Annotated in this window: 28 protein-coding genes and 1 riboswitch; of the genes, 14 read left to right on the top strand and 14 right to left on the bottom strand. The window is 45.6% G+C overall.

Annotated features, from left to right (window positions below):
- Positions 1-12 precede the first annotated feature (12 nt).
- A complete protein-coding gene (locus AC27G9_RS11475) occupies positions 13-1224 on the top strand; it encodes a dipeptidase (protein ID WP_487074271.1) in 1212 nt (403 codons plus the stop codon).
- A 30-nt stretch (positions 1225-1254) separates the two neighbouring features.
- Here the strand turns inward: AC27G9_RS11475 and AC27G9_RS11470 are convergent, their stop codons facing one another.
- Positions 1255-1650, bottom strand: a complete 396-nt coding sequence (locus tag AC27G9_RS11470; protein WP_487074269.1) for a YybH family protein — start codon at positions 1648-1650, stop codon at positions 1255-1257.
- Positions 1651-1852: 202 nt separating this feature from the next.
- The gene (locus AC27G9_RS11465; RefSeq protein ID WP_487074679.1) at positions 1853-2893 is read right to left on the bottom strand and encodes an alpha/beta hydrolase; all 1041 of its coding nucleotides are present in this window, start codon (positions 2891-2893) and stop codon (positions 1853-1855) included.
- A gap of 169 nt (positions 2894-3062) precedes the next feature.
- Positions 3063-3146, top strand: a riboswitch (cyclic di-GMP riboswitch).
- 136 nt (positions 3147-3282) lie between these two features.
- Here AC27G9_RS11465 and AC27G9_RS11460 point away from each other — a divergent pair.
- Complete coding sequence (locus AC27G9_RS11460; RefSeq protein ID WP_487074267.1) at positions 3283-3978, top strand: AAA family ATPase; 696 nt, start codon at positions 3283-3285, stop codon at positions 3976-3978.
- Entirely contained in the window at positions 3938-4276 is a 339-nt protein-coding gene (locus AC27G9_RS11455; protein WP_487074265.1) for a ribbon-helix-helix domain-containing protein, read from the top strand. Before AC27G9_RS11460 ends, AC27G9_RS11455 begins: the two co-directional genes overlap by 41 nt.
- A 17-nt stretch (positions 4277-4293) precedes the next feature.
- On the opposite strand, the gene prsR is transcribed toward AC27G9_RS11455, so the two are convergent.
- From prsR to AC27G9_RS11430, 5 genes are all read right to left on the bottom strand, one after another.
- Entirely contained in the window at positions 4294-5655 is a 1362-nt protein-coding gene (prsR, locus tag AC27G9_RS11450) for a PEP-CTERM-box response regulator transcription factor (protein WP_487074263.1), read from the bottom strand.
- A gap of 84 nt (positions 5656-5739) precedes the next feature.
- Positions 5740-7767, bottom strand: coding sequence for an XrtA/PEP-CTERM system histidine kinase PrsK (gene prsK, locus AC27G9_RS11445; protein WP_487074261.1), 2028 nt, complete (start codon positions 7765-7767; stop codon positions 5740-5742).
- Between the two features lie 71 nt (positions 7768-7838).
- Complete coding sequence (locus AC27G9_RS11440; RefSeq protein ID WP_487074259.1) at positions 7839-8963, bottom strand: beta-ketoacyl-ACP synthase III; 1125 nt, start codon at positions 8961-8963, stop codon at positions 7839-7841.
- A gap of 182 nt (positions 8964-9145) precedes the next feature.
- Positions 9146-10858, bottom strand: coding sequence for a choice-of-anchor I family protein (locus AC27G9_RS11435; protein ID WP_487074257.1), 1713 nt, complete (start codon positions 10856-10858; stop codon positions 9146-9148).
- A 237-nt stretch (positions 10859-11095) separates the two neighbouring features.
- The gene (locus AC27G9_RS11430) at positions 11096-11557 is read right to left on the bottom strand and encodes a hypothetical protein (protein WP_487074255.1); all 462 of its coding nucleotides are present in this window, start codon (positions 11555-11557) and stop codon (positions 11096-11098) included.
- 155 nt (positions 11558-11712) lie between these two features.
- Between AC27G9_RS11430 and AC27G9_RS11425 the strand changes: the two genes are divergently transcribed.
- A complete protein-coding gene (locus AC27G9_RS11425) occupies positions 11713-12516 on the top strand; it encodes a M48 family metallopeptidase (RefSeq protein WP_487074253.1) in 804 nt (267 codons plus the stop codon).
- A gap of 57 nt (positions 12517-12573) precedes the next feature.
- Here AC27G9_RS11425 and AC27G9_RS11420 read toward each other — a convergent pair whose 3' ends face one another.
- Together AC27G9_RS11420 and AC27G9_RS11415 are read right to left on the bottom strand one after the other, a co-directional pair.
- Positions 12574-13395 (bottom strand): mechanosensitive ion channel family protein, encoded by an 822-nt coding sequence (locus AC27G9_RS11420; RefSeq protein ID WP_487074251.1) that lies wholly within the window; start codon positions 13393-13395, stop codon positions 12574-12576.
- Between the two features lie 350 nt (positions 13396-13745).
- Complete coding sequence (locus AC27G9_RS11415; protein WP_487074249.1) at positions 13746-13916, bottom strand: hypothetical protein; 171 nt, start codon at positions 13914-13916, stop codon at positions 13746-13748.
- 91 nt (positions 13917-14007) lie between these two features.
- On the opposite strand from AC27G9_RS11415, the gene AC27G9_RS11410 reads away from it, so the two are divergent.
- From AC27G9_RS11410 to ruvX, 6 genes are all read left to right on the top strand, one after another.
- Positions 14008-14178 (top strand): hypothetical protein, encoded by a 171-nt coding sequence (locus AC27G9_RS11410; RefSeq protein ID WP_487074247.1) that lies wholly within the window; start codon positions 14008-14010, stop codon positions 14176-14178.
- 126 nt (positions 14179-14304) lie between these two features.
- The gene (locus AC27G9_RS11405) at positions 14305-15033 is read left to right on the top strand and encodes a 16S rRNA (uracil(1498)-N(3))-methyltransferase (RefSeq protein WP_487074245.1); all 729 of its coding nucleotides are present in this window, start codon (positions 14305-14307) and stop codon (positions 15031-15033) included.
- A 128-nt stretch (positions 15034-15161) separates the two neighbouring features.
- On the top strand, positions 15162-16604 hold the full coding sequence (locus AC27G9_RS11400) for an ATP-binding protein (protein WP_487074243.1): 1443 nt from the start codon (positions 15162-15164) through the stop codon (positions 16602-16604).
- Between the two features lie 339 nt (positions 16605-16943).
- A complete protein-coding gene (gene gshB / locus AC27G9_RS11395; RefSeq protein ID WP_487074241.1) occupies positions 16944-17909 on the top strand; it encodes a glutathione synthase in 966 nt (321 codons plus the stop codon).
- Positions 17909-18475 carry a YqgE/AlgH family protein gene (locus tag AC27G9_RS11390; RefSeq protein ID WP_487074239.1) on the top strand — a complete coding sequence of 189 codons (567 nt, stop codon included), beginning with the start codon at positions 17909-17911 and terminating at the stop codon, positions 18473-18475. Before gshB ends, AC27G9_RS11390 begins: the two co-directional genes overlap by 1 nt.
- Positions 18468-18899: a Holliday junction resolvase RuvX gene (ruvX, locus tag AC27G9_RS11385; RefSeq protein ID WP_487074237.1), complete on the top strand. Its 432-nt coding sequence runs from the start codon at positions 18468-18470 to the stop codon at positions 18897-18899. The genes AC27G9_RS11390 and ruvX overlap by 8 nt, the downstream gene beginning before the upstream one ends.
- Before the next feature lie 24 nt (positions 18900-18923).
- Here ruvX and AC27G9_RS11380 read toward each other — a convergent pair whose 3' ends face one another.
- Genes AC27G9_RS11380 through AC27G9_RS11370 form a run of 3 tightly spaced genes read right to left on the bottom strand, consistent with a single transcriptional unit; the run spans position 18924 to position 21424 of the window.
- Positions 18924-19259, bottom strand: coding sequence for a putative signal transducing protein (locus tag AC27G9_RS11380; RefSeq protein WP_487074235.1), 336 nt, complete (start codon positions 19257-19259; stop codon positions 18924-18926).
- Positions 19259-20371, bottom strand: coding sequence for a PilT/PilU family type 4a pilus ATPase (locus AC27G9_RS11375; RefSeq protein ID WP_487074233.1), 1113 nt, complete (start codon positions 20369-20371; stop codon positions 19259-19261). The genes AC27G9_RS11380 and AC27G9_RS11375 overlap by 1 nt, the downstream gene beginning before the upstream one ends.
- A gap of 9 nt (positions 20372-20380) precedes the next feature.
- Entirely contained in the window at positions 20381-21424 is a 1044-nt protein-coding gene (locus tag AC27G9_RS11370) for a type IV pilus twitching motility protein PilT (protein WP_487074231.1), read from the bottom strand.
- 30 nt (positions 21425-21454) lie between these two features.
- On the opposite strand from AC27G9_RS11370, the gene AC27G9_RS11365 reads away from it, so the two are divergent.
- The 4 genes from AC27G9_RS11365 to AC27G9_RS11350 are packed head-to-tail and all read left to right on the top strand — an operon-like array spanning position 21455 to position 23991.
- Entirely contained in the window at positions 21455-22162 is a 708-nt protein-coding gene (locus AC27G9_RS11365; protein ID WP_487074229.1) for a YggS family pyridoxal phosphate-dependent enzyme, read from the top strand.
- 8 nt (positions 22163-22170) lie between these two features.
- Positions 22171-22989, top strand: a complete 819-nt coding sequence (proC, locus tag AC27G9_RS11360) for a pyrroline-5-carboxylate reductase (protein ID WP_487074227.1) — start codon at positions 22171-22173, stop codon at positions 22987-22989.
- 11 nt (positions 22990-23000) lie between these two features.
- Complete coding sequence (locus tag AC27G9_RS11355) at positions 23001-23543, top strand: YggT family protein (RefSeq protein ID WP_487074225.1); 543 nt, start codon at positions 23001-23003, stop codon at positions 23541-23543.
- Between the two features lie 10 nt (positions 23544-23553).
- Complete coding sequence (locus AC27G9_RS11350; protein WP_487074223.1) at positions 23554-23991, top strand: DUF4426 domain-containing protein; 438 nt, start codon at positions 23554-23556, stop codon at positions 23989-23991.
- Positions 23992-24028: 37 nt separating this feature from the next.
- On the opposite strand, the gene AC27G9_RS11345 is transcribed toward AC27G9_RS11350, so the two are convergent.
- Together AC27G9_RS11345 and AC27G9_RS11340 are read right to left on the bottom strand one after the other, a co-directional pair.
- The gene (locus AC27G9_RS11345; protein ID WP_487074221.1) at positions 24029-24364 is read right to left on the bottom strand and encodes a VOC family protein; all 336 of its coding nucleotides are present in this window, start codon (positions 24362-24364) and stop codon (positions 24029-24031) included.
- A 20-nt stretch (positions 24365-24384) separates the two neighbouring features.
- Entirely contained in the window at positions 24385-25014 is a 630-nt protein-coding gene (locus tag AC27G9_RS11340) for a glutathione S-transferase family protein (protein WP_487074219.1), read from the bottom strand.
- Positions 25015-25109 lie beyond the last annotated feature (95 nt).

The raw sequence follows: 25109 nt of genomic DNA, 5'->3' as shown, positions 1-25109 counted from the left end.
GCGGCTTTCACTATGAACAAACATTGCTGGTATTCAGCCATAGTCGCTGCCGCCCTCATCCAAGGTTGTGCGTCAACAACATCGTCCAAAAGTGATGAGAGCAACCGCCAGCTGGCGAACACCATCACTCAAAACACCATCATTGTCGATGGTCATATTGATGTGCCTTATCGGCTTCAAGAGAAATGGGTTGACGTTTCACAAGCGACCGAAGGCGGCGATTTTGATTATCCTCGAGCCGTCGCCGGAGGATTGAACGCGCCGTTTATGTCGATTTACGTACCTGCCAGCTTAGACAATTCACCAGAGTCGACGGCACTCGCTCATACGCTTATCGATTACGTAGAAAAAATCGTTGAACAGTCTCCAGATAAATTTGCTATCGCCAGAAGTGTGAACGACGTCGAACTGCATTTCCAATCTGGGCTAATATCTCTACCTATGGGAATGGAAAATGGTTCGCCCATTCAGGGTGAGCTGAGTAACCTACATGCGTTTTACAACAGAGGAGTGCGCTACATTACTCTGGCTCATTCTCAAGCCAACCACATTAGTGATTCCTCTTATGATTTGAGGAGAAAATGGAAAGGACTGAGTCCGTTTGGCAAAGTGTTGATAAGGGAAATGAACAATATCGGTATGTTAGTCGACATTTCTCATGTATCAGATGACGCATTTTATCAGGCGCTCGACATTACTCGGGTTCCGGTAATCGCCTCTCACTCGTCGTTAAGACGTTTCACGCCAGGTTTTGAACGCAACATGGACGATACCATGTTAAAGGCGCTTGCCCGAAACGGGGGAGTCATTATGATCAACTTTGGCTCCGGCTTTGTTACAAAAGAAGCGCAGCAGTACCGCATCAAGTTTAATCAAGCCAAAAGTGCTTATGTAAAACAACACGGCGATACTCAAGACGCTATTGATGCATTTGAAGCGAGCTATGCGACAGATCACCCTTATCCCTATTCAACCCTAGAAGACGTATTGGACCATATCGATCATGTCGTTGATACGATTGGCATCGACTATGTCGGCATAGGTTCGGATTACGATGGCGTTGGCGATTCCCTTCCGATTGGCCTTAAAGATGTATCAAGTTTTCCCAATCTCGTTGAAGGTCTTCTCAACAGGGGTTATTCACAACCAGACATCGAAAAGATTCTCAGTGGGAACGTGCTGAGAGTTTGGCGACAAGCTGAAGCTTTCGCACAAACTCATTAGATGACTAACAAGGGCCTTGGGGCCCTTGATTCAGGAATAGGTCAATAGATCGACGCCGAAGAAGTTGTCTACCGCACACTGCCAAATACCATTGCCCCCTTTTCGAAAAACATATACGGCTTTAACCGGTTCACATGGCAGCACGTCACTTTTCTTCTCTGCAAGATACAAGTTTGTCATTACCAAAGCTACGTCCCCCGCTTCCAGTACTACTTCAGCACCATGGCTAACGATGTACTCGCGAGCGTACTTTTTTCGAAATTCATTTACATTATCCACGATTGATGCACAGTGCCCTGGCCCTGCGAGGGGCTTGGGTACAATGTGGGCATCATTGGTATAGCAGGCTTTTAACGCATCGTTGTCGCCTCGGTTAAAAGCGTCATGGATGGCATTCAACTGGTTTGATATTGCGGCTTTACTCATTTCTGTCGTCTCTCATTAGGTTGGCCGCAAATTCAGATATAAAAAAACCCGCCTTTGCGGCGGGTTTTCAAATTTAGATGCGCACTAGCTAACCCGCCACTGATTAATAATGACGAGGACAATAATATTTAGGCTTAGCTGTGCAAATTTCATGGTGTAAATGTGACCTTTTTACAAGAACATGTCAATCGTTAATTTAGTGCTACTGAATTGACGATGCGCCATATTGCTCGACAAAGGATTGGAGCGTCGCAATCATCTGCTTATACAAAGGATTCGCCTGCGGTATTACGCACTTTTCTGGCTGTTCGAGCTTACTCTCGTCAAATGCCATATCGCTTAACATACTGGGGCTCACCACAACATCGGCGTGACAAAGTTCATAACTCTTATCGATGACAAAAAAGGTGTTGCCACCATTGGAATGCTCTATTAGGTTTTCAACTCCCCAAATCGGCGTTGTAACGTCATCTTGCGAATGGGCGATGAATAAAGGCACCTCGACTTTCTTCCCCAATGCTAGCTGATCTCTGATGGCGTTAATTACTTCCATTAACTCCATCCCAGCGAAGCCGGCCACTCCCGGATATTTATAAGGGTTGGGGCCGTCAGTTTCATAGTGTCCATCCACGAGTAATGCGACAAGTTTAATACCCCAAATATTAGACATATCCTCGGCGTCTTGTGATAACGCCAAAGCGCTAGAGAACAACATTAATCCGTCAATGCGGTTTTCTTCAGCCAAGTAGTATTGGGTTGCAAGCGCACCACCAGTAGAAAAGCCGCCAACAAACAATTTATTTCCCAACTTGGGGGCTATTTCTGAAACTTGTGCAACATGTGAAGCCCAGCGTTCAGCTAGATCCCAGTCTTCCATATCATCATCGGCGTCTTTTAGTCCGTGACCAGGTAAAAGCGCCACAACAACGTTCGCGCCCTGTTGATACAGCGATTGCGCGATGTCTCTAAAAAAGAACGGCGAATCGCTCAACCCGTGAAAAAGCACGACAACGTTGGCAGTAGGCACGCCATGGTGGAGGATGTATGGCGCATTTCCCTCATTTTTGAGCACCGAGGAACACAGGCGATAAACTTGCTCATTATCGCTACACACTCGAGCTTCTCCCAACTCAGCTTGGTAGATCGCATTAAACTGGGCTAAACCTTCCTCCAAAGAACTTGCCTGAACTTTTAAACTCAATGCCGCTAAGCTAAGCCCCACACAACACAAAAATACGCGCATCAAAGCACTCTCCAATAAAATCTAACCCTACTCATTCCATACTGAGCATATTCAATACCAGATATCGTATCTTGCAACACACTACATTATCAATCGATATACGTAGGAATGCGGGTTTATCATTTAAAGTGATGAAGTGTGCATTGCACTGTCTCCCGCAATGCACACCAGTTGAAAAAGGCTAAACGGTTCGAAAGGCCGTGTCGCAAAGCTTCCGGCCTAAGTGTAAAAATAAGGTAGCGGGGTTACCGAACTGAGACAGCTAAGTGTAATTGGCTATATTCTCCGTCACGTGCTTAGAACCTTAGCTGTCGAGTTCACTTTTTCAGTCAATACCATTTTGAACGTGGTTCAGGGTAAATGAATTTGGTATGTCGAGGACTGTAAATATGATCATCCTAGTAGGTGGTGAAAAAGGCGGTAGTGGCAAAAGCTGCTTGGCCCAAAACATCGCTGTATTTTTGAGAAACAACAAAACCGATAGTGTTTTAATGGTGGATTGCGACCCCCAGCGCACAACATCAGATTGGATCCACGAACGAAATGCCAATAGCGCGCTGACGCCAATAAACTGTATTCAGTTATACGGCAAAATCCGCAACGAGTTGTTGAGTTTAAAAAAGCACTATGATTACGTCATTATCGATTGTGGTGGGCAAGATAACTTAGCCTTGCGCTCTAGTATGGCCGTGGCGGATCACATACTCATTCCGCTGCGCCCAAAACGGCGGGACTTAAAAACCGTCCCACATATGGAAGATATTATTTCGACCTGCAAGATGGTTAACCCTAAAATGAACGTGGCTTGTGTCATTACTCAATGCCCTTCTCTTCCGACATTGGCACCAAGAATCTTGGAAGCGAAAGACGTTTGCCGCTCGTTTGATATCCCGGTTCTCAATTCAGTGACATTTAGTCGCAATATGTATGACGATTCTGAGGAATATGGTCAATCGGTAATCGAAAGTGAACCCAATGGAAAAGCGGCAATTGAAATACAGAGTATCATCGAAGAGTTACTGACCCGTGGTAAAGGGGAATGCAGTGAGTTTATTGAATCTCAAAAAGTCGTCGCCTTCAGTTAGTCCCAAAAACGTCAACGTCGAGGACTTCATCGATGGAGCTTTAGCGTATTCGTTGGGTGAAGGATTGCCCAGAGAGCTACAAGATCCTGTGGCATTGTCAATTATTGAGGGTCCCGCGTGCCTGCGAGAAAATAAGACTAAGCATGCCACCTTTTCGCTTAATCAAGATACGATTGCGTCATTGACTAAGCTATCCGCAATTACCGGTATCTCCAAATCGAGAATAATTAGAATTTTGGTACAGCAACAATTAAAAAATGGGAATTTGGCGAGCCTATTTCGCTCGCCAATCAAGTAAGGATGTGAATAGGCGAGTTACACGCCCGTTTTAATGTCTTCCATGTGATATTTGTCGATTAATGAATACAGTGTTGGGCGAGTTACGCCGAGTAGCTCTGCCGTTTTCGACATATTTTTGTTAGCTGACTGGTACGCCTTTCTGATAGCTCTCGACTCTGCTTTTTCTCTGACTTCTCGCAAATTCAAGTTTTCAGTTTCCAACGCACTTTCTTTGGCAATCAAACCTAAGTCTTCTGCTTGTACCACACTGCCTTCCGCCATGATTACAGCCGACTTCAGCTTGTTTTGCATTTCCCGAATATTACCCGGCCACTTGTGGACGAGCATTGCATTGATAGCACCTTCGCTAAACGTCTTCGCTTTGGCATTGAACTCTTCGCGATATTGATTCAAGAACGTTCTGGCGAGTAAAACTATATCTTGGTCTCGATCTCGCAAAGGTGGGATATGAATCGGGATTTCGCCGATCCGGTAATACAAGTCTTCACGGAAGGTTTCTTCTGCAACCATAGTGGGAATATCGCGGTGAGTCGCACAAATAACCCGTATATCGACCGGTATTTCTTGCCGTCCACCGACTCTCTCTATAATTCGCTCCTGCAAAAACCGTAACATTTTTGCTTGTAAACCCAGTGGCATATCGCCGATTTCATCGAGGAACAAAGTACCGCCTTGGGCGTGCTCAATCTTGCCCAATGTGGTTTTATTAGCACCAGTGAATGCCCCTTTTTCATAACCGAACAATTCACTTTCGAGCAGGTTTTCTGGAATCGAAGCACAGTTAATCGCGACAAACGGTTTATCTTTGCGAGGACTGTGTTCATGAATACTACGTGCAAACACCTCTTTACCCGTGCCACTCTCACCAAGTAGCAAGGTGCTGATATCAGTGTTGGCAATTTTCTCAGCTTTGCGCATCACGGCGCTAATAGAATCGCTATTCCCGATGATGCGCCCCATGCCAGGATTAGCTTGCGACAACACCCTATTTTCATGTTCCAGCTTGGCTAAATTTAGCGCTCGATTCACTAATAATTTGATGGTGTCGACATCAATTGGCTTTTGATAGAAATCGTAAGCACCAAGGTCTATCGCGCGCAGCGCATTCGCTTTGTCATTGTTACCGGTAACGACAATGACCTTAGTACGCGGAGCAAGCGCGATAATCTCTTCAAGGGTTTTTAGCCCCTCTGAGGCATTCGCGGGGTCGGGTGGTAAACCCAAATCCAACGTGACGACTTTAGGTTCATGACGGCGCAATTGGGCAATAGCGGATGCTCTGTCCTCCGCAAAAACCAACTCATAGTCCGTAAAGCTCCATTTGAGCTGTTTCTGAATACCCAAATCGTCGTCGACAATCAGTATTGTATCGGTCATTCCGTTTTTTCCAATTCCAAAGCGTTATTATTATTGTAGCGAGGCATTCACTCAACAGCCGTCTTGAGCGATGATATACATCCGCTAGTTTATCGGGAACAAAAGTGTAAACTCGGTTCCGACTCCAACGTCACTTTTTACGGTCAAATGCCCACCGATTGACGTCATGTAATTCTTCGCATCATATGCCCCAATCCCCATTCCTGCATTCCCTTTAGTCGTATCAAAGGGTTTAAACAGGCGGTCAGCAATAAATGCGTCATCCATACCACAACCATTGTCGATTATCTTGACGGTTTGGTATTCACTACCAGGTTCGTAGCTCAAGCTGACTACCACACTACCGTCATCTGATGTCGCTTGTTGCGCGTTGCTCACCAAATGATATACAACGTTGCTCAATTTATCTTGATCGACTACAACGTCGGTTTCATCTTGTATCTCGAGTTTGGGAAGCGGCAAATAGCTCATACAACGCTGATGAATGACTGATTCTATCAAGTGACTGAGTTTGTTAACAGATTCTGCTCCAGGTTCTACTACCTTTTTTTCAGTAAGCTGGCGCAACATTTTGTCCATTCTAGCTTTGGTGTGCTCCAAGGTCTCGAATGTGTCATCAATAAACTCCGGGTTGTGCTTGTGCTGCTGAGCATTACTTAGAATGAGATCAATCTGAGCGAGTACGTTTTTTAGGTCGTGTAATACAAAGGCAGACATTCGATTGAATGCAGCAAATTGCGCGTTTTCAGCTACAGCCTGCGCAGCCTCGTAATGATGAACATATGTCGAAATCTGTTCCGACACGGCGTTGAGATAATCTCGTACTTCCCAATTGAGATTGATACGTTCTGAAGACGTGGCCGTCAATAACGCGAACCCCCAAAGTTCATCTTGTAGGAAAAAAGGAATAGCAAGTTGAAAACTCGCGCCCTCTAAGTCGTCTCTAGACAGTTGTAGGCCGTCATAATCAAAAGGCTTTATCTTGTACGCATCGATATCAATTAGCCAATGGTTACTGCCACAAAAAGACGCGAGCTGGCGTAGAATATTTAAATCATGCTCGTTGAGTGAGCTGTGATTTTGATAACAAACCGGCGTCACTTGATTTCCTTGCAGCTTAACTATTCCTCCTGATTCATAGTCCACCGCATTAAGTAAGCCCCGCAATGCATTTTGATACACATCATTAAGGTTCTTAGGGGATGATGCCAACGCTTGCGTCAGTGCCACCCATTCGATTCGATAATCGTATTGGTTGGCGAAGAAGTGTTTGGTAATAAACACTTTTATTTTCGTTCGAAATGCGCTCGACATAAATACGGCAACGAGCAACACCAGAGAAAGAGCAACCAGGACAACTTGGACAGTCAACCCCCAACTTCCGCCAATGAAATTGATCGCATAACCGATAAGCGCCATTACGAACAAATAACCACCCGCAACCATCAACAAAGAGCTATGCAGCACCACGTCACGAGAAATAAAGATATCGATTCCCCAATGGCCAATCCGGCGAATCGCAATGACCAATAACGGTAGCAAAAATACGTATACATAACCTCTAGCTGCCACGTAGGCAGGCTCTATGGTATTGACCATAGTCGCATTGGCATAAGTGACAAACTCGAGTAAATTCACGGCGCCCAAATAGAGTACAAGCGGTTTGATTGCCCATTTTTGTTCACCAGCTTGACGGTAAACGACTTCCAGTAGAATCAAGACTTCTAGTGCAAGCACGGTGTGCATTAAATAGAGCCAAGTACCACTGAGAACAAAGAAATACGGCAACAATAGGGTAAGGGTGGGAACCAGCAAAATAAATAACGTGGCGGGGCGGCGAACAACTTGCCACAAGTCAGTGAAATTTTGTTGTAAGCAACCTGCAATAAACAACAACCAGACAAATTGTTTTACTGCGTCTGCCGAAATGACATAGCCTAAGTCAAGTTCACCAAATAGCACAGTGATGTGTCCTACTGACCACAGCATCGTCGTCAATGACGCCAACACCAGTAAATGTTTGGCCAGCCCAGACTTACGCACAGTAAAAAGGAGAAGCAAAAGAACTAAATAAGCGCCAGCATTTAAGCCATAACCAATATCTGAAATCATCCTTTTACTCTACTCTCCTATCACCATCTAAAAAAACACCAATAGCTTGGCGTTATACTATCGCAAGTTGACTACCGTTTTTTGATAACCAAACTACCAATCGAGTAACCCGCACCAAACGAACATATTACCCCCAAATCGCCGGCATTAAGGTCCTCGTGATACTTGGCAAACGCAATAATCGAGCCCGCAGACGCCGTGTTGGCATATTGATCCAAAACGATTGGCGCCTCATCTGCAGATGCTTCTCTACCGAGTAACCGTTTCGCAATCAAGGTATTCATATTGATATTCGCTTGATGTAGCCACCATCGAGTCACATCTTGTGGCGTAAGCTCGTGTTTGGTGAGGTGATCAGCAATATGCTGTGCAGCCATTGGGCAAACTTCTTTGAATACTTTTCTTCCCGCTTGGTGGAATAGTTTGTCGGCACCATAAGGGTCAGCATCGGTTGCGTGGCTCATGTAACCAAAGTTAGAACGGATATTGCTCGAGTATTTTGTCACCGCTTTAGTGCTGAGTACATCATAGACGTGCTCAGCATTGGCGCCGTCAGCATTTTCAAGCACAGTCGCCGTAGCAACATCCCCAAAAATAAAATGGCTATCTCGGTCTGTATAATTCACTTGAGGTGAGACCAACTCTGGGTTAATCACTAGTACGCAAGCTGCATTGCCCGCCGCAATCATTTCATAGGCCCTATGCATACCGAACGTTGCAGCAGAACACGCCACTAGCATGTCAAAACCAAAACCCTCGATACCTAACTCATTCTGGACTTCAATAGCAATGGCAGGATAAGAACGCTGAGTGTATGCGCAAGATACGATAACAGCATCAATTTGGTCGGGTGTTTTGTTGGCTGCTGCCATGGCTTTTTTAGCCGCATATACCGCGATTTCAGCTTGATGCGACAACTCATCGTCGTTTCTTTCATCTATGATCGGACGCATCCGATTAACATCGAGAGCCCCTTCTTTGCGATAGATATAGCGGCTTTTAATACCAGACGCCTTTTCAATGAACTCAGCACTTGAGTGCGGTTTGGAAGCAAGTTCTCCTGCTTCGATTTGTGTCTTGTTTTCTTCGTTATAATAGTCAGCATAAGCATTATAGCTTTCGACCAACTCTTCATTTGAAATAGAAAATTCTGGTGTCCAAACACCAACACCACTGATTACAATTTGTTGAGACATAGATGAACTCTTTCTTTTACGTCAACCACTAAATCCGCACCACCTCCAGGCTAGGTGTAATGCTAGATTGGTTCTTACTTGGCATTATGCCCCTAGCTTAGCGTTTTGTAGAGAAAAAGTCATGAAACAAAAAAACGGTGCCGAAGCACCGTTTTTTTTTAATAACACTGACAGTGTTAGAATTAGTTTGGCGTGACTTCGTAAACTGTAACTGTGCCACTCACTTCACTACCAACAAGTAGAAGTGCTTGCCCTGTAGGACTGTCTGCAGCATCGACGTAAACCAAGCTTTCAGGCGCCAAATCACCAATCACATCGGTATTTGTCAGACCTTCAGTAAGGTTGCGGTTGATGACGTAATCCGCAAACTGAACATCGTACGGGTTAGTCACGTCGTAAACCATGATACCGCCCATACGCTCCAAACCGATGAACGCATAAGTGCGATCACCAAGCGTACCTACTGTTACGGCTTCTGGCTCAGGGCCTTTGTTTTCCGAGCGCGAATCACCTTCGTTTTCGTCGTCATTGTTATTGAATTGAGCACCGTGGATAGACGCGGTGATGCGTTCAAAATCGTCACCCGAATCATAAACTACTAAACCGTTTTGATCCCAAATTGTGAATGAACGAGAGCCGTAGGCGTAAGCCGCGTCGAACTCTCCGTCGCCATCAGCATCACCCAAGAATCGGGTTACGCGTAAATCATCGGCTTCACCATTTGCCTGAAGTGTTTCAAGCGCAGAGCCGGATTCAGCAGTTAGCTCACTTACTCTGACTTCATCAGTAAATGTGCCGTATTCACGAGCGTCACCTTCGTTTGCTGTTACTAGGAAGGTAGCGCCTTTCCAAGAGAAGTTAGCAATGCTGTCCGGCATGTAAACACCGTACAGACCCTCGTATTGTCCAAAACTTACACTGCTATCTTCTTGAACGTCGATATTTAAGCCAGACCAAGATTTCGCCCCCAAACCAATAACGCTCACAGACAAATCTTCTAGATTTACGATTGCCAATCCGTTGTTTTCTTGCAAGGTGACATAAGCAGTGTCATTCGTAGCCGTGATGTATTCAGGCTCCAAATCTTGTGCGACAGTCGCACCAGATTCATTCGGGAAATGCATGCCTTGTGCTTCTAGAGCTGCTTGCGTGCCATTTAGGCTAGTAAAGCTCACGATATCCGCCGTTTCAGCAGGCTCACCGCTGGCCAATACGTCAATCACGGCAACCGACCCTTCAGGGTCAACTGTGTAGTCGGCGTTAGGCTCACCTTCGTTAGCCACCAACACTTTTCCACCATCCGGAGTAAAAGTGACCATGTCAGGCAAATTGCCTACTTCAACCGAGTCAAGGAAAGCAGGAGCGCTAGCATCCAACCCGTTATAGAACAAAACAAAACCGTTTGTTGCGTGATCAGCAGCAGGCACAGCAACCGCCATTAGGTCGCCGGAGATTGCAATACTGGTCAAACCGCCCAGTGCTACTCCGCCAATGTCAGCAGGCAAGGTAACAGAAGACACGGTGAGGTTTACCGTATTGATTGGATCTGCCAAAACGGCAGAGGTTGCGCCCGATGCATCAATGACGGCAATAGTATTTGTTGCTCCATTTGTCGCGTAAATCGTTTGCGTTGCTGCGTGATATTGAACGATTTCAGCAGCACCTGACGCTCCCAACGCGGCACGAGCAACAATCGACATGCTCAAACCAAGTGATGCGTCTTGGCCATCTGCACCCGGTGCGCCAGCTGCGCCATCTTGACCTGCTTCACCTTGGGGACCTTGCGCGCCCGCAGCACCCGTTGCACCGTCGTCACCATCGAGGCCACAACCTGTTAGTGCCGCTGATACAAATAAAGCGAGAATTCCGTACTTAAACTTGTTTTGAGCCGTCATGTGCTATCCTTTTTCATTGTTTTGGACATTGGCGTGTAGCCATAACAGTACATTAACATAACCAAAATTGGCAATGCTTGCTGTTGATATGGCGCTAAATTTTTCCAACACTACTGTCGATGTATGACACAAATATTAAATTAGCACAGTAAAAGCAAGTCTCAAAAGGGGTTTCTCGGTCATGTTAACCGTGTCGATCTCGCTAGAGAAGGCGGCAACAACTAACCTGCGTTCAGATTACCAGTTGCTACCTTCACAACGGTAACTAGAAACCCGATTGATTTGTACATCACCGGCTACGGTGACTTTGACACAATCTCCAGGGCGCGCAGCATAATAATCGGTTGCAACAGAAACCAAATCACCGTCAATCGCCTCAAGTTCGTAGATATAAGCGGTGTTATCCCCCTCAAAAATTGCCGTTACAACACCGGCTATCAATCCCCCCCAAATAGCCCCTTCTAACACATCTCCTCGATATCCCAAGTTGGCTATAGCGCCATGTGAAGCGCCGACTAGAACGGCTTCATCAACATGAGAATCAAACTCCCCTTCTTCATAACTGATGACATAGGCATAAAACTCAGTGACAAATTGGTTTCTGCCATGCTCGGGAATTCCCGTGACGGCGACACAGCCCGATAAAACAGTCAAAACGGCCGCGAGCAAACTGATTGTTAATAATTTTGGTTGAAACATGTTGGCTTTCCTTCAAGTCAGTTCTCTTTGTTTTACTCCTTGGGGCTGAACACTGCCTTAATGGCAGCTTAAAGGTGGCGATTACTCACTAATGCTTTGCGAAGACATTGAATCAGACTACTATAAAGCCAATAGTATTCGGACAAGGATAATCAATGTTCAATTCTCTCCTAAAGACAAGTGTAGCAACCGCCCTTATCTTGGCACTCTCGGCTTGTGCAACATCGCCTACGGGTCGCAAACAGGTGTTGCTCTATCCTACGGATCAGCTTGACGAAATGGGTACCCAAGCGTTTGCATCGATGAAATCAGACTTGCAGATATCCAACAAAAAGACAGAAAACAGTTACGTACAATGTGTCGCAAACAGTATCACCAAGAACGTACCCGCCAATGTTTTTGCCGGGCAATGGGAAGTGGTGGTTTTTGATGACGACCAAGTTAATGCCTTTGCCTTACCCGGTGGGAAAATTGGTGTGTACACAGGACTATTAAAGGTAGCGACCAATCAGGACCAGCTTGCAGCCGTTATTGGCCACGAAGTAGGTCATGTTATCGCACATCACGGTAATGAGCGCATGTCACAGAGTACGCTTATCAATATGGGCTCTCAAGCGGTAGGCCAGATTTTGGAAATGAATGAAGTGCAAAATTCGGGACCGATTATGTCTGCTATTGGGCTTGGTGCACAGGTCGGTATTCAGTTACCGTTTAGCCGCAGCCACGAGTCAGAAGCTGATGTCATTGGTCTAGTCCTAATGGCACAAAGTGGCTTTGACCCAAGAGAATCCGTGCAACTTTGGAAAAATATGGATGCCGCGAGCGGTGGCAATAAACAACCAGAGTTGCTTTCCACTCACCCATTGCCGAGTAGTCGAATAGAGAATTTGCAAAAAAATATGCCGCAAGCGTTAAAAGACTATAATCAGCAGCAAAACCGACCGAACTGTAAGCAATAGTCAGGCAAAATCATAAAAAAAGGGGCGTTAAAGCCCCTTTCTCACAATACACTTTTATTATTCTGCGTCTTTTATGACATGTACGTCCATTTGTGGGAATGGAATTGAGATGCCTTCTTGATCAAATCGCAGTTTGACTGCTTCTGTGAAATCAAATTTCACGCCCCAAAAATCAGCTGTTTTCACCCAAGGGCGAACAACAAAGTTTACACTGCTGTCTCCCAGCTCGCCTACAGCAACCGTTGCCCCCGGCTCTTTCAGAATGCGTTCATCACTTGCTATTAACTCTTCTAAGACTTGCTTCGCTTTTAGAATGTCATCGCCATAACCAATGCCAAACACCATATCAACACGACGCGTTGCTTTTGCTGAATAGTTAATTATGTTGCCGCCGTAGATAGCGCCGTTAGGTACGATAACGTCTTTGTTGTCCGGCGTGATCATATTGGTTGTAAAGATGCCTATTTTGGCAATGCTGCCCGATGTACCGCCTGCTTCAACAAAGTCTCCGCTTTTAAATGGCTTGAAAACCAACAACATAACGCCTGCAGCGAAGTTTTTAAGCGAGTCTTGCAGTGACAAACCAATCGCCAAACCAGCAGCACCCAAAATCGCGACGAGCGAGGTCGTATCGACGCCAACTTGATTGAGCGATGCTACGACAACAAACAGGGTCAATACCGCACCCAAGATAGATTTAAGGAAATCAACCAACATCGCATCATAGTTCGATTTCTCCATCAAGCGACCGAATACTGACACTATGGTTTTGGCCACAATTCGACCAATAACAAAAATTAAGATCGCCATGGCGATGTTTATTCCCCATGGAATTGCATAAACATCTACATAGTTTTGAATTTCTTCTGGTGTGAACATGTTTCTTCCTTGCTAAGAGCATTTTTAGTTATAACTCGACTACGTTAGCAGTGAATTCTCTAGCTGCCAACTTCATCGGTTTATACATTAGACTAGTATTTTACTTTCAACCGCATAATTATTTGCCGTTTTTTTGTCAAATGGCCAAATCAGAAGAATCATTCTGTGCTAAAAAACGGAGTAAAAAAACAAACAGCCAACCTAAAACAGTCAAAGCAAAATCGACTTACTTTTTAAATTCTATACCTTTTACGTGACCTAAACTAATTCCTCTTTTAAGTGAGAGGAACATCAAACCCGCGTCACTCACGAATAAAAATTGCCGATAGTATAGTTTTAAATCAATCGTGTTAAACCGTCATGAGAATGTCATCTGAGCCCGCTAATCTTGCGGCGCTGGTTGAGGTTGTACCATTTGAATTAACGGTCAAAAAAACTGGAAAGCGAACGATAAAGGGTGATATTATCACGCCGCTTTGGAAAAGGATTTCGGTAAGCGTAATGAGTTGATAGCGATTCATACCTATCGCTCTTTTATCATACGTACAGGTAACTGTTCGTACGCTAAGATAAAAATCTAAATCTTATTATGTAATACAAAGGATTTGCGAAATGCTCTTTTTTACAGTGTTAGTGTCTGTTGTCGTATTGTTACTCGCTTATGCAATGATGTCCGACAAAGGTAAAAATACCGAACACGCAAGAAAACCCGAACAAACTCAAAGTTACTCTCAACAAACAGTAAAGCATGTGACTGTGCAGGAAAATCAAAAAGCAGCGTAACGCCGAGGAACATTTTTGCTAAAAAGCGCCCTATACGGCGCTTTTTTTGTTTCTAGAACGACAATGTTGTACGACAAAAGAGCATGACGGTATGATAGCGGTAATTCAAGATTTAAGAGCTAAACTATGCGAATCCCTCGCCTTTTCTATCCAGACACCATCGCCCTTGACGTCGAGTTTGAGCTAACTTCGGATGCCGCTCACCATGTTGGCAATGTTTTGCGACTCAAGCCCAATCACCCTGTCGTGTTATTCAACGGAGACGGCAACGAATACAGCGGTATATTGACTTCCGTCGCTAAACGCAAAGTCATGGTAGAAATCGATGCCAAGCTATCCCTCGACGTTTTGTCTCCATTGCCTATTCACCTAGGACAAGGCGTCAGTAAAGGCGATCGGATGGATGTGGTACTGCAAAAAAGCGTTGAACTCGGCGTGTCTGAAATTACCCCTGTTTTAACAGAACGGTGTGCAGTGAAACTAGACCCATCGAGATGGGAAAAGAAACAACAACAGTGGTTAAAGATCATCATTGGTGCATGCGAGCAGTGTGGTCGCAATACGCTTCCTGTACTGCATCCCCCAACCTCTCTCAACCAGTGGCTTGGTGAATCGACTCAGGCAACGCGTCTTGTACTCTCACCTTACGCCGAATCTTCAATTACAAAAGTGCCTTACAACACTGACGGCTTTCGACTACTGATTGGTCCAGAAGGAGGGTTGACTGAATCTGAAGTACATCAATCCTCTGAACGAGGCTTTGTTCCCGTAACAATGGGGCCGAGAATATTGAGGACTGAAACCGCAGCACTGGCGGGAATCAGCATTTTGCAGGGGATACACGGCGATCTGTAACCCTGTCTCGCATTTGTAATAAACGCAATATTGCTTGATTTTCGCCCCAAAACAGGTTAAAAAACCAGCAAATCAAAACGCGCTCAATTTACGTTAACGACACTAATAACAATAAAAAGAGTTTAACGATGAATCACTTCACCGTATTCGAAGGTTTTTCAAGTCAAGTTACGTCATCCGATACCAGAAAAAGCATTATTGATGATGGTAAAGCCCAAGCTTTAGACAGTATTCTCGCAGGTAATCCACTTGCAGCCGTCATGAGTGTATTCCTTGTGTCTCTAGAAAGCGTGAACGCGAGCTTTCGTTGCTTAGTGATGCAACCAGATTACGCTCAAAGAACCCTCAATCCCATTGCCGCTCCCAGTTACCCTTTTGCGTATGTATCAGCGTTAAAAGATCTGCCGATGGAACCCAGTGGCAGCAGTATTGGCGCGGCAGCTCACTCAAGAGAGCCAGTGGTGGTATCGAACATATTCAACCACCCAAATTGGCAGTCTTTTGCTCACCTGGCCAAAAAATCTGGTATTGGTAGCTGTTGGACTTATCCTGTTATCAGCCAAAAAAGGCTGATTGCCACATTATCTGTTAGCCAAGATATCGGGGAACTGCCCTCTGAAGATGAGGAAAAGTTACTCGTATACGCCGGTGGCATTATTGCACTGCTAATCAGCCGTCATGAGGAATTTTCTACCTCCCAACGTGAGCTGCAATCGATAAAAGCTAAACTCGAGGAGCAAAGTCACACGTTGGCGGACACTGCAGGTTTATTGCAAAAAGCCATTGTTCAGCGCAATGAGGTTCGCGAACAGCTCATTGAAATGGAGAACATGGCAACCCTTGGCACCATGATGTCCAGTCTTACACACGAAATTAATACACCGGTTGGTGTTGCTATTACTGCTTCAAGCTATTTGAAAGCGGCCCAAGAGAAATCATTAGACTTGTTAAACAGCGGCCAGCTCAAACGATCTGACCTCAAGCGCTTCTACGAAGATTGCCGTGAGGCCAGTGATATCATCGAGCGCAATCTACTTCGCTCAACAGAGGTGATTAAAACCTTCAAACAATTGGCTGTCGACCAACACAGTTTAGATCTCAGAGCCTTCAACTTCTGTGACTACCTCAATGAGGTCTTACTGTCGCTGAAACCAAAGTTAAAACGCACTCGTCACGCATTTTGTATCGACGTCGACCCTGCACTTGTTGTCACGACCAACGCCGGAGCAATCAGCCAAATTTTGATTAACCTGATCGAAAACGCGATTCATCATGCATTTAGTCGAGAAGAACGCGGTCATTTGCATATTCAAGCTACTATCCAAAAAACGCAGACGGATAGAAAGATGCTAAAGATTACCTTCTCAGATAATGGCACGGGTATGGATGAAGAAACCTGCGCCAACCTCTATAAACCTTTCTTTAGTCTCGCCAAACAAAACGGCGGCTCTGGATTGGGTATGCATATTTGCTACAACCTTGCTGTCAACGTGTTGCAGGGGAGCATCGCCTGTAACTCACAGCTGGGTAAAGGCAGTCAATTTACGGTTTTGATCCCATTGGCAGATTGACTTCTCTATCGCTACACGTGCGGTTTACCCATAAATCCCAGCCATGTATTACTGCGTTTGTTTAGCGAGTTACAGTTCATAGAAAGCATACAGGATGATAACGATACTGAGGCGCTGCGTAAGAGTTCGATGAAGCCACAGAAATAAAGTATGAGCCATTACCGATAGCTATTGTTGTCCACCTCAGTGACACGACATCAGCCGCTATTGGGTTGAAAATATCGATAACAACGCCATAGTATAGAAACAACAACACAGTAGTTGGGCGTCGGTTCATACATTGCACACGCAAATACGTCTAGCCCACCCTTTATCCTGACGACAACAGTGAGATTGCTAATGTCTTATTCTCTTGGCGTAGTGATGGATCCTATAGCGGACATCAAGCCACACAAAGATACCAGTTTTGCCATGATGCTAGAGGCGCAAAAACGCGGCGCGACTATCTACTATTTCGAACTAAGTGACCTCTTTATTGACAATGGTAAAGCCAAAGGCTCGGCAAGAAAGGTTACGGTTGAAGACCGCGCTGAAGATTTTTACACATTAGCCGAACCGACTATCGTGGAATTGGGCGACATTGACGTATTGTTGATGAGAAAAGATCCCCCTTTCGACAGCGAATTTTTGTTTGCGACTCAAATGTTGAGTCTGGCACAACAAGATGGCGCACTAGTCATAAACAACCCCCAGGCCCTGCGTGATTTTAATGAAAAGTTGTTCACATCGTGGTTTCCGGATCTCATCCCTGCCACTCTGGTCGCCAGAGACCCAAGTATCATCAGACAGTTTCATGCTAAACACAAAGACATCATTTGCAAGCCGCTAGATGGCATGGGCGGGACTTCAATATTTAGAATTCAGCCTGATGGTGTCAATTTGGGCGTTGTCATTGAAACGCTAACCGACTTGGGCTCGCAGTACATGATGGTTCAAGAATACTTACCTGAAATCAAGGAAGGCGACAAACGCATCCTTATTGTTGATGGTGAAGTAATGCCTTACTGCTTGGCTCGCCTGCCAACCAAAGGGGAGACTCGAGGTAATTTAGCCGCCGGTGGTACAGGACGACCTCAACCCATCTCTGATTCTGACCGTGCCATCGCCGAACGCGTAGCCCCAGTTGCTAAAGCAAACGGAATTCTATTTGTTGGACTGGACGTGATTGGCAGCAAAGTTACGGAAATTAATATCACCAGCCCGACTTGCGTGAGAGAAATAGAAGCAGCTTTTGATATTAGTATAATGGGCAAGTTGTTCGACGCTATCGAAAACGAGCTAAATCAAAAACGAGGAACGGCCTAATGTCACAAATGAAAAGTTTGGAACACCATTTTCTCATTGCCATGCCGTCTTTGGATGATCCTTACTTTTCCCGTTCACTCACTTATATCTGTGAACACAATGACCAGGGAGCAATGGGCTTAGTCATCAACCAACCAACGACCATGAACTTGAAACAATTGTTGGAACAAACAGATAAGGACGCCATTGTCTTGCCAGAGAAGGCGGAGCAAATTATTTTAGCTGGCGGCCCTGTTAGTCAAGAAAGAGGCTTTGTGCTGCACTCAACCCAAGACGGTTGGTCTTCTAGCCTGGCGTTGACAGAGACGTTAATGGTCACCACTTCGGTTGATATTCTCAGTGCACTGGGGAATGCGGCTGGTCCCGACAAATCTGTTGTCACTTTAGGCTACGCAGGTTGGACTGCTGGCCAGCTCGAAGAAGAAATTCAGCACAATTCTTGGTTGACGGTTGAAGCAGACGAGACCATTTTGTTTGATACGCCCATACATCAAAAATGGCAGGCCGCCGTTAACAAGCTTGGTGTTGATATTTGGCAGTTAGCGCCGGATGCTGGTCATGCCTGATATCGGTCAGCGCACGGTGCTCGCTTTCGACTTTGGTACAAAAAGTATAGGCGTCGCAGTGGGGCAGGAAATCACTGGCACAGCATCTCCCCTTGCTGCTTTAAAGGCCAACGACGGTATCCCCAATTGGGAGCAAGTTCAAATGCTCTACGATGAATGGATGCCGAATATTGTTGTTGTTGGCTTGCCATTGAATATGGATGGAACAGAACAAGACGTAACTCACCGGGCCAAAAAGTTTGCTAACCGCCTTCACGGCCGATTCAGAAAGCCGGTAGAGACTTGGGATGAGCGGTTGTCTACCGCTGACGCTAAAGCAATTTTGTTTGAACTAGGTGGTTACAAAAAACTCAGCAAAGATAAAGTGGACAGCGTTTCTGCTTGCGTTATTTTTCAGAGCTGGGCAGAGGCACAATACGATTGAAAAAGGGAGTGTCGACTCCCTTTTTTATTGTGAATTGGGCTTACTAGCTTGGCAGGACCAGCAGATAACAAAAACGCCGTCGTTCATTTCATTGCACTCGGCACATTGCCATTCTTCTTGATGGATTTGTTCTTCGCCCTGTGCCACTAACTCGTCAACTAGCCTCTTGGCTCTATCCAACCAAGCATCATCCGTTAACCACACTTCTTGAACGGTATCCAGAGGAGCGAGCTCTCCTATGGCGCCGGATGCAAATTGGTTTTTGACAAAATGCGGAATGCCGAGTCTCTCGAGCTCAGTTTGCAGCATCTGAAATAAAAAAGGGTCGTCATTGGCAAATAACTTTCGTCCGCTCGTCATTAATCATCCATATCAATTGATACACCAGACAAACTGCCTAACCCCGAACCTTCAGAGCTATCCAGCTTGATCATTAATCGCAGGTCATTCGGCGAATCAGCATGATGTAGTGCTTGATCTAACCCAATCCTATCCGCTTTGTAGAGGTCATATAGCGCCATATCAAAGGTTTGCATCCCCATTTCACGGCCTTTGCTCATCGCCTCTTTTAACTCTCCCATTTCGTTGCGCTGGATCATATCGGCAACCAAAGGGGAGTTAAGTAAAATTTCGATTGCAGCGACTCGTCCTTTACCGTCTTTTGTCGGAACCAGCTGTTGAGCGACAATAGCGCGAATATTCAAACTCAAATCGAATCTCAATTTATCGTGCAGATCCTTCGGTGCCAGATGCATGATTCGCTCGATGGCTTGGTTAGCATTATTGGCATGCAGGGTAGCGACACACAAATGGCCAGTGTCTGCAAACGACATGGCATATTCCATTGTCTCCATAGACCGGATCTCACCGATCAAAATTACATCAGGCGCTTGGCGTAGAGAACTTTTAAGTGCGTCGTCGAAACTCTGTGTATCAATACCAACCTCTCGCTGTGTTACTACACATTGATTGTGCTCGTGTACGAATTCGATTGGGTCCTCAATGGTCAGAATGTGCCCATGAGAGTTAGCGTTTCTGTGCCCAATCAATGCGGCTAGAGAGGTTGATTTACCGGTCCCAGTACCACCGACAAACAACACCAAACCGCGTTTAGCCATGATGATATCTTTGAGTACTTTGGGTAAACCGAGATCATCCACTTGCGGTATCTGAGTCACGATACGACGTATTACCATGCCGGCCTGGTCACGCTGCCAAAAGGCACTGCATCTAAAGCGCCCTATGCCCTCTCTGGCAATAGCGAAGTTACATTCTTTAGAATCGTGAAACTCAGTTTGTTGCTTATCGTTCATTGCCTCATGAACTAAATCTAAAGCGTCTTGTTCGGTTAGCGTAAGATCAGCAATGGGCACCAACTTACCATTGATTTTGGCACTCACTGGATAACCGGCCGTTACAAACAAATCTGAGGCCGACTCGTCTACCATACGAGCGAGATAATCATCTAACATACTCATACCTTAAAAACCGCTACTTTGTTGCTTATCAATCATTTTAGCCGCCGCATCTTGTTGGGTGATCTGGCCCATTGCAACAAGACGCTGTAAACACTGATCCATTGTTTGCATACCATGTTGTTGTCCCGTCTGAATCACAGAGTACATTTGTGGCACTTTGTCCTCTCTAATCAAGTTTCGAATAGCGGGGATCCCGATCATTATTTCATGAGCAGCAACTCGCCCCCCACCCACTTTTTTGAGTAGTGTTTGCGAAATGACGGCGCGAAGGGACTCAGACAGCATAGAACGCACCATGGCTTTTTCCTCGGCGGGAAATACGTCGATAATACGGTCTATCGTCTTAGGTGCAGAGTTGGTATGCAAAGTACCGAAAACCAAGTGCCCGGTTTCCGCGGCTGAGATCGCTAACCGAATGGTTTCTAAATCCCGCAATTCCCCAACCAAAATCACATCGGGGTCTTCACGAAGTGCCGAACGTAAAGCGTTGGAAAAGCTGTGAGTATCGCGATGCACTTCACGTTGGTTTAACACACTGAGTTTGTTGTCATGAACGAATTCGATTGGATCTTCTATCGTTAGGATATGTTCGCGTTTGTGCGTATTAATATGGTCAATCATCGCCGCTAGGGTGGTACTTTTACCCGAGCCCGTCGCTCCAGTAACAAGGACAATGCCCGTGGGTTGATTAATAATGTCTTTGAAAATGGCCGGCGCGCCTAAATCATCCAGTGTCAGTACTTTGCTTGGAATAGTACGTAACACGGCTGCTGCGCCACGGTTTTGCACAAATGCATTTACCCTAAAACGAGATAAATCTTTTACCTCGAATGAGAAGTCCGTTTCGAGATTTTCCTCGTACTCTTTACGTTGCTTGTCATTCATTATTTCGTAAATGAGAGCATGAACTTCTTTGTGTTCTAAAGCAGGGACATTGAGACGACGCATCTCGCCATCGACACGAATGATAGGAGGAAGACCTGCAGTTAAATGCAAGTCTGACGCTTTATTCTTAACACTGAAGGCCAAAAGTTCGGTAATATCCACTGCCAACTTCTCCGTTTCCTAAGGTATTTAATGCAAACAATAGCAGAACGGCTGAAAACCGCACAAGACAAGATTGCCCATGCCGCAGCCTCGGTCAATCGTCCTCTAAATTCGATAAAATTACTAGCGGTAAGTAAGACGAAACCCGTATCCGATATTAAGCAAGCGTATGATGCTGGACAACGTTTGTTTGGAGAAAACTATATTCAGGAAGGCGTTGAAAAAATTCAGAATTTAGCTTCCTTGGAAGATATCGAATGGCATTTAATCGGGCCCATCCAATCAAACAAAACCGCCGTTGTCGCACAGCACTTTGATTGGGTTCAGTCTGTTGACAGAAGTAAAATAGCGCGCCGCTTAAATACGCAGCGCCCTGACAATCTACCACCACTCAACGTGTGTATTCAGGTGAATATAGATAACGAAGACACCAAGTCTGGTGTACTGGAGCGTCAACTCGATGACTTAATTCGAGAAGTCGATTCTCTTACGCGCTTAAATTTACGCGGTCTGATGGCTATTCCTTCACCTAATCTTGATGCCGACCAGCAAATGGGTTCGTTGAAACGACTAAGGGCATTGTTTGAACAGTATCAAATAGGTCGTCCACAATTCGACACATTATCGGTTGGGATGAGCAGTGACACGACAGCCGCCATTGAAAACGGCAGTACTATGGTTAGAATTGGCACCGCCATTTTTGGCGCACGAAGTGCAAAACCAAGCAATCAGCAATAGGGATTGACATGACATATCGCAAAATTGCGTTTATCGGCGCAGGCAACATGAGTCGGAGTATCATATCTGGCCTAGTTAAATCGGGTTACCCAGCAGATCATATTATGGCGAGTAACCCCTCAACGCCCAAACTAGAAAGCCTTAACCAAGAATTCGGTATCGCGATTACTCAATGTAATGCGACTGCTTGTGAATTTGCTGACGCTATCGTGCTGGCGGTCAAGCCACAATTGATGGCAGTGATGTGCGCTGGCCTAGATGGAGTCGACCTGTCTGGAAAGCTTTTCATATCTATAGCAGCAGGGCTTACCGTCGGCCGTTTGCAAACAATGCTAGGCGGTGATTACCCAGTGGTCAGAGTCATGCCAAACACACCGAGTCTACTTGGAAAGGGCATGTCTGGTTTGTATGCCCAGGCCACGGTCAACAGCGAAGACAAAGACTATGTGTCGCACGTGATGTCTGCCGTTGGCGAAGCCTTGTGGGTAGATAACGAGAACGATATCAATGCTGTCATTGCGGCTGCGGGCAGCAGCCCAGCGTACTTTTTCTTGTTTCTCGAAGCAATGGAAAAAGAAACCATGGCATTAGGGTTATCGAAATCACAAGCGCGGCAGCTCGTGCAACAAGCTATGCTTGGCGCGGCTGACATGGTTTGTCACAATCCAGAACTTGAATTAAGTGAACTTCGTGCCCAAGTTACTTCTAAGGGAGGCACAACCGCAAAAGCGGTTGAGCACTTCCAAGCGCAACATTTAGAACAAACCGTAGCAGGCGCAATGCGAGCTGCGGTCACTCGTGCCGAAGAAATGGCCAAACAACTATAGGAACATTTTGTATGAATGCGGCAGCATTTTTAGTCAGCACCATTTTTGAACTCTATTTAATGGTGGTTATCCTGCGTCTGTGGTTACAGTTTGTTAAGGCGGATTTTTACAATCCCTTTAGTCAGTTCATCGTCAAAGCCACCCATCCCATTGTTGGGCCAATGCGTAGACTTATTCCCTCGATTGGCTCATTAGATACCGCGACCTTACTGCTCGCATTCGTCGTATCACTCGGTAAGTTTGTGACCCTGAATTTCCTCTTCAACGGGGTGATACCAAGCATGGGGAGCTTAGCGGTCGCTAGCCTAATCGATTTGTCGAAGCAGTCCCTTCAGCTCGTTTTTTATGTCTTGATTTTACGCGCCATCTTGAGCTGGGTAAGCCAAGGCCGTTCGCCCATTGAGTACGTATTGAATCAACTTACAGAGCCTTTCCTAGCGCCAATCCGACGAATTCTACCTCCCCTAGGTGGCCTGGATTTGTCAGTGCTGGTTGCTATTATTGGGTTACAATTTTTCCAGATTTTACTCTCAGACTTGCTTCGGTCTTTCTAAGGAAACACAAATGATGCGCAATACTCTCTTTCGATGGGCAATAGCGACCTTTGTTCTCGCGAGCGTGTCTTTCGTTAGTTCAGCAGAACAAAAATCGACTCTAGGCCAATGGGACGTCCACTACATCGCGTTTGGCAGCACGTTCATAACACCTGACATTGCAAAAAATTATGGGATTGTCCGTAGTAAATACAATGCAATTGTTAATATTTCAGTTCTCGACAGTACATCGCAAGAAGCACAAAACGTTTCAATGACAGGCAAGGCTACCAATTTATTGGGCACTGCGAAGACGCTAACGTTTAAGAAGGTCACGGAAGGGGAAGCCATCTATTATCTAGCAACTCTCAAGTTCGACAACATGGAAACCTATCGATTTGAAATCGATATTCAACGTGGTAATGAAAAGCAAACGCTTAAATTTTCGCAAAAGATGTATGTCGATTGACACCTTTGGCCTGTCAACCGTGACAGGCCATGTTGTATCAAAACTGGTCGAACATAATCCGGTTTCCGTCAGGGTCAGTTAACACGCAGTGACCAGGCCCGGATTCTCCCTCAACGTCGCGCTCTAACTCAATGCCATTGGCTTTTAAATGTGCTGCTATCGCTCTGACATCGGAAGGGTTGAAGGTGAGGATATTCTTGTCGAACATCCCTTCAAACAAACCGATGACGACACTGTCTTTTTGCAATATCAGCCATTTGTCTTCTATCGAACCACAGCCATCCAAGGCAGAAAAACCCAAGACTTCGTAGAATCGTTTGGATTCACTGATGTCTTTTACCGTCAAACTTACAGAAAATTGCCCCAGTTCCATACTGATACCTCTGCTGTTAATTAGCCCTCTAACTGACTTCGCTCAAAACGCCACGCTTTTTCATGAGCGGGCCTAGACAACACGCGTTCCATATATGCTAAAACCGTCGGACTTTCTATCGGCATATCAGCGTTTTTCGCCCACGCAAGAATTTGAGCAGCCATTATGTCAACCATAGTAAAGGTTTCGCCAAGTAAAAAGGGCTGGCTACCTAAAATTTGGGTGAAAACACCGAAAGCTCTTGTCCATTCGACTTTTGCCGTTTCTACCATGCCATCCCATCGAAGCTCGGGCGGTAATGCAAAGGTATGCTTAGCGAGGTTCCAAATGGGTTGTTCTAACTCGGTAACCAGAAAAGACATAACTTCGTTGTACCGCGCTCTTTGCCATGTCGCTTCTAGCGGAATCAGTGTCCCTTGGGCGTGACTTTGGGCAATATAAGTGAGTATCGCACCGGATTCCGCCAGCACCCCCGATGGTGTGGCTAGCAGCGGGACTTTTGCGCCAGGATGTATCGCTTTGAACGCTTCTTTAAAGTGCTCACCGCGCTTGAGGTCAACCACCTTGTAATCGTAAGTCTGATTAGCTTCTTCTAGTGCCCACGCAACGCGGACCGAGCGCGTTTTTGGATAACCATATAGTGTGTACATAACTTCTCGTCTTGTAAAAAAAACCTATACAGGCTTACACCCTAAACTACAGGCTTTCAAGTTGAACAGACAAATGGTTACAAATAAGCTGGGCA

Source organism: Alteromonas sp. 5NS40-0096 (assembly GCF_057544385.1).
The sequence above is the reverse complement of the archived record's forward strand: the minus strand, read 5'-3'. Positions and strand labels throughout refer to the sequence as shown.

Coding starts and splice junctions, on each gene's coding strand:
- AC27G9_RS11380 (WP_487074235.1), bottom strand. CDS start 19,259: ATGACGAGCGGACGAAAGTTATTTGCCAATGACGACCCTTTTTTATTT.
- AC27G9_RS11400 (WP_487074243.1), top strand. CDS start 15,162: ATGAATCACTTCACCGTATTCGAAGGTTTTTCAAGTCAAGTTACGTCA.
- AC27G9_RS11415 (WP_487074249.1), bottom strand. CDS start 13,916: ATGAATCGCTATCAACTCATTACGCTTACCGAAATCCTTTTCCAAAGC.
- AC27G9_RS11420 (WP_487074251.1), bottom strand. CDS start 13,395: ATGTTCACACCAGAAGAAATTCAAAACTATGTAGATGTTTATGCAATT.
- AC27G9_RS11355 (WP_487074225.1), top strand. CDS start 23,001: ATGAATGCGGCAGCATTTTTAGTCAGCACCATTTTTGAACTCTATTTA.
- prsK (WP_487074261.1), bottom strand. CDS start 7,767: ATGATTTCAGATATTGGTTATGGCTTAAATGCTGGCGCTTATTTAGTT.
- ruvX (WP_487074237.1), top strand. CDS start 18,468: ATGCCTGATATCGGTCAGCGCACGGTGCTCGCTTTCGACTTTGGTACA.
- AC27G9_RS11345 (WP_487074221.1), bottom strand. CDS start 24,364: ATGGAACTGGGGCAATTTTCTGTAAGTTTGACGGTAAAAGACATCAGT.
- AC27G9_RS11430 (WP_487074255.1), bottom strand. CDS start 11,557: ATGTTTCAACCAAAATTATTAACAATCAGTTTGCTCGCGGCCGTTTTG.
- gshB (WP_487074241.1), top strand. CDS start 16,944: ATGTCTTATTCTCTTGGCGTAGTGATGGATCCTATAGCGGACATCAAG.
- AC27G9_RS11465 (WP_487074679.1), bottom strand. CDS start 2,893: ATGCGCGTATTTTTGTGTTGTGTGGGGCTTAGCTTAGCGGCATTGAGT.
- AC27G9_RS11350 (WP_487074223.1), top strand. CDS start 23,554: ATGATGCGCAATACTCTCTTTCGATGGGCAATAGCGACCTTTGTTCTC.
- AC27G9_RS11365 (WP_487074229.1), top strand. CDS start 21,455: ATGCAAACAATAGCAGAACGGCTGAAAACCGCACAAGACAAGATTGCC.
- AC27G9_RS11390 (WP_487074239.1), top strand. CDS start 17,909: ATGTCACAAATGAAAAGTTTGGAACACCATTTTCTCATTGCCATGCCG.
- prsR (WP_487074263.1), bottom strand. CDS start 5,655: ATGACCGATACAATACTGATTGTCGACGACGATTTGGGTATTCAGAAA.
- proC (WP_487074227.1), top strand. CDS start 22,171: ATGACATATCGCAAAATTGCGTTTATCGGCGCAGGCAACATGAGTCGG.
- AC27G9_RS11425 (WP_487074253.1), top strand. CDS start 11,713: ATGTTCAATTCTCTCCTAAAGACAAGTGTAGCAACCGCCCTTATCTTG.
- AC27G9_RS11340 (WP_487074219.1), bottom strand. CDS start 25,014: ATGTACACACTATATGGTTATCCAAAAACGCGCTCGGTCCGCGTTGCG.
- AC27G9_RS11410 (WP_487074247.1), top strand. CDS start 14,008: ATGCTCTTTTTTACAGTGTTAGTGTCTGTTGTCGTATTGTTACTCGCT.
- AC27G9_RS11460 (WP_487074267.1), top strand. CDS start 3,283: ATGATCATCCTAGTAGGTGGTGAAAAAGGCGGTAGTGGCAAAAGCTGC.
- AC27G9_RS11435 (WP_487074257.1), bottom strand. CDS start 10,858: ATGACGGCTCAAAACAAGTTTAAGTACGGAATTCTCGCTTTATTTGTA.
- AC27G9_RS11405 (WP_487074245.1), top strand. CDS start 14,305: ATGCGAATCCCTCGCCTTTTCTATCCAGACACCATCGCCCTTGACGTC.
- AC27G9_RS11375 (WP_487074233.1), bottom strand. CDS start 20,371: ATGTTAGATGATTATCTCGCTCGTATGGTAGACGAGTCGGCCTCAGAT.
- AC27G9_RS11475 (WP_487074271.1), top strand. CDS start 13: ATGAACAAACATTGCTGGTATTCAGCCATAGTCGCTGCCGCCCTCATC.
- AC27G9_RS11440 (WP_487074259.1), bottom strand. CDS start 8,963: ATGTCTCAACAAATTGTAATCAGTGGTGTTGGTGTTTGGACACCAGAA.
- AC27G9_RS11470 (WP_487074269.1), bottom strand. CDS start 1,650: ATGAGTAAAGCCGCAATATCAAACCAGTTGAATGCCATCCATGACGCT.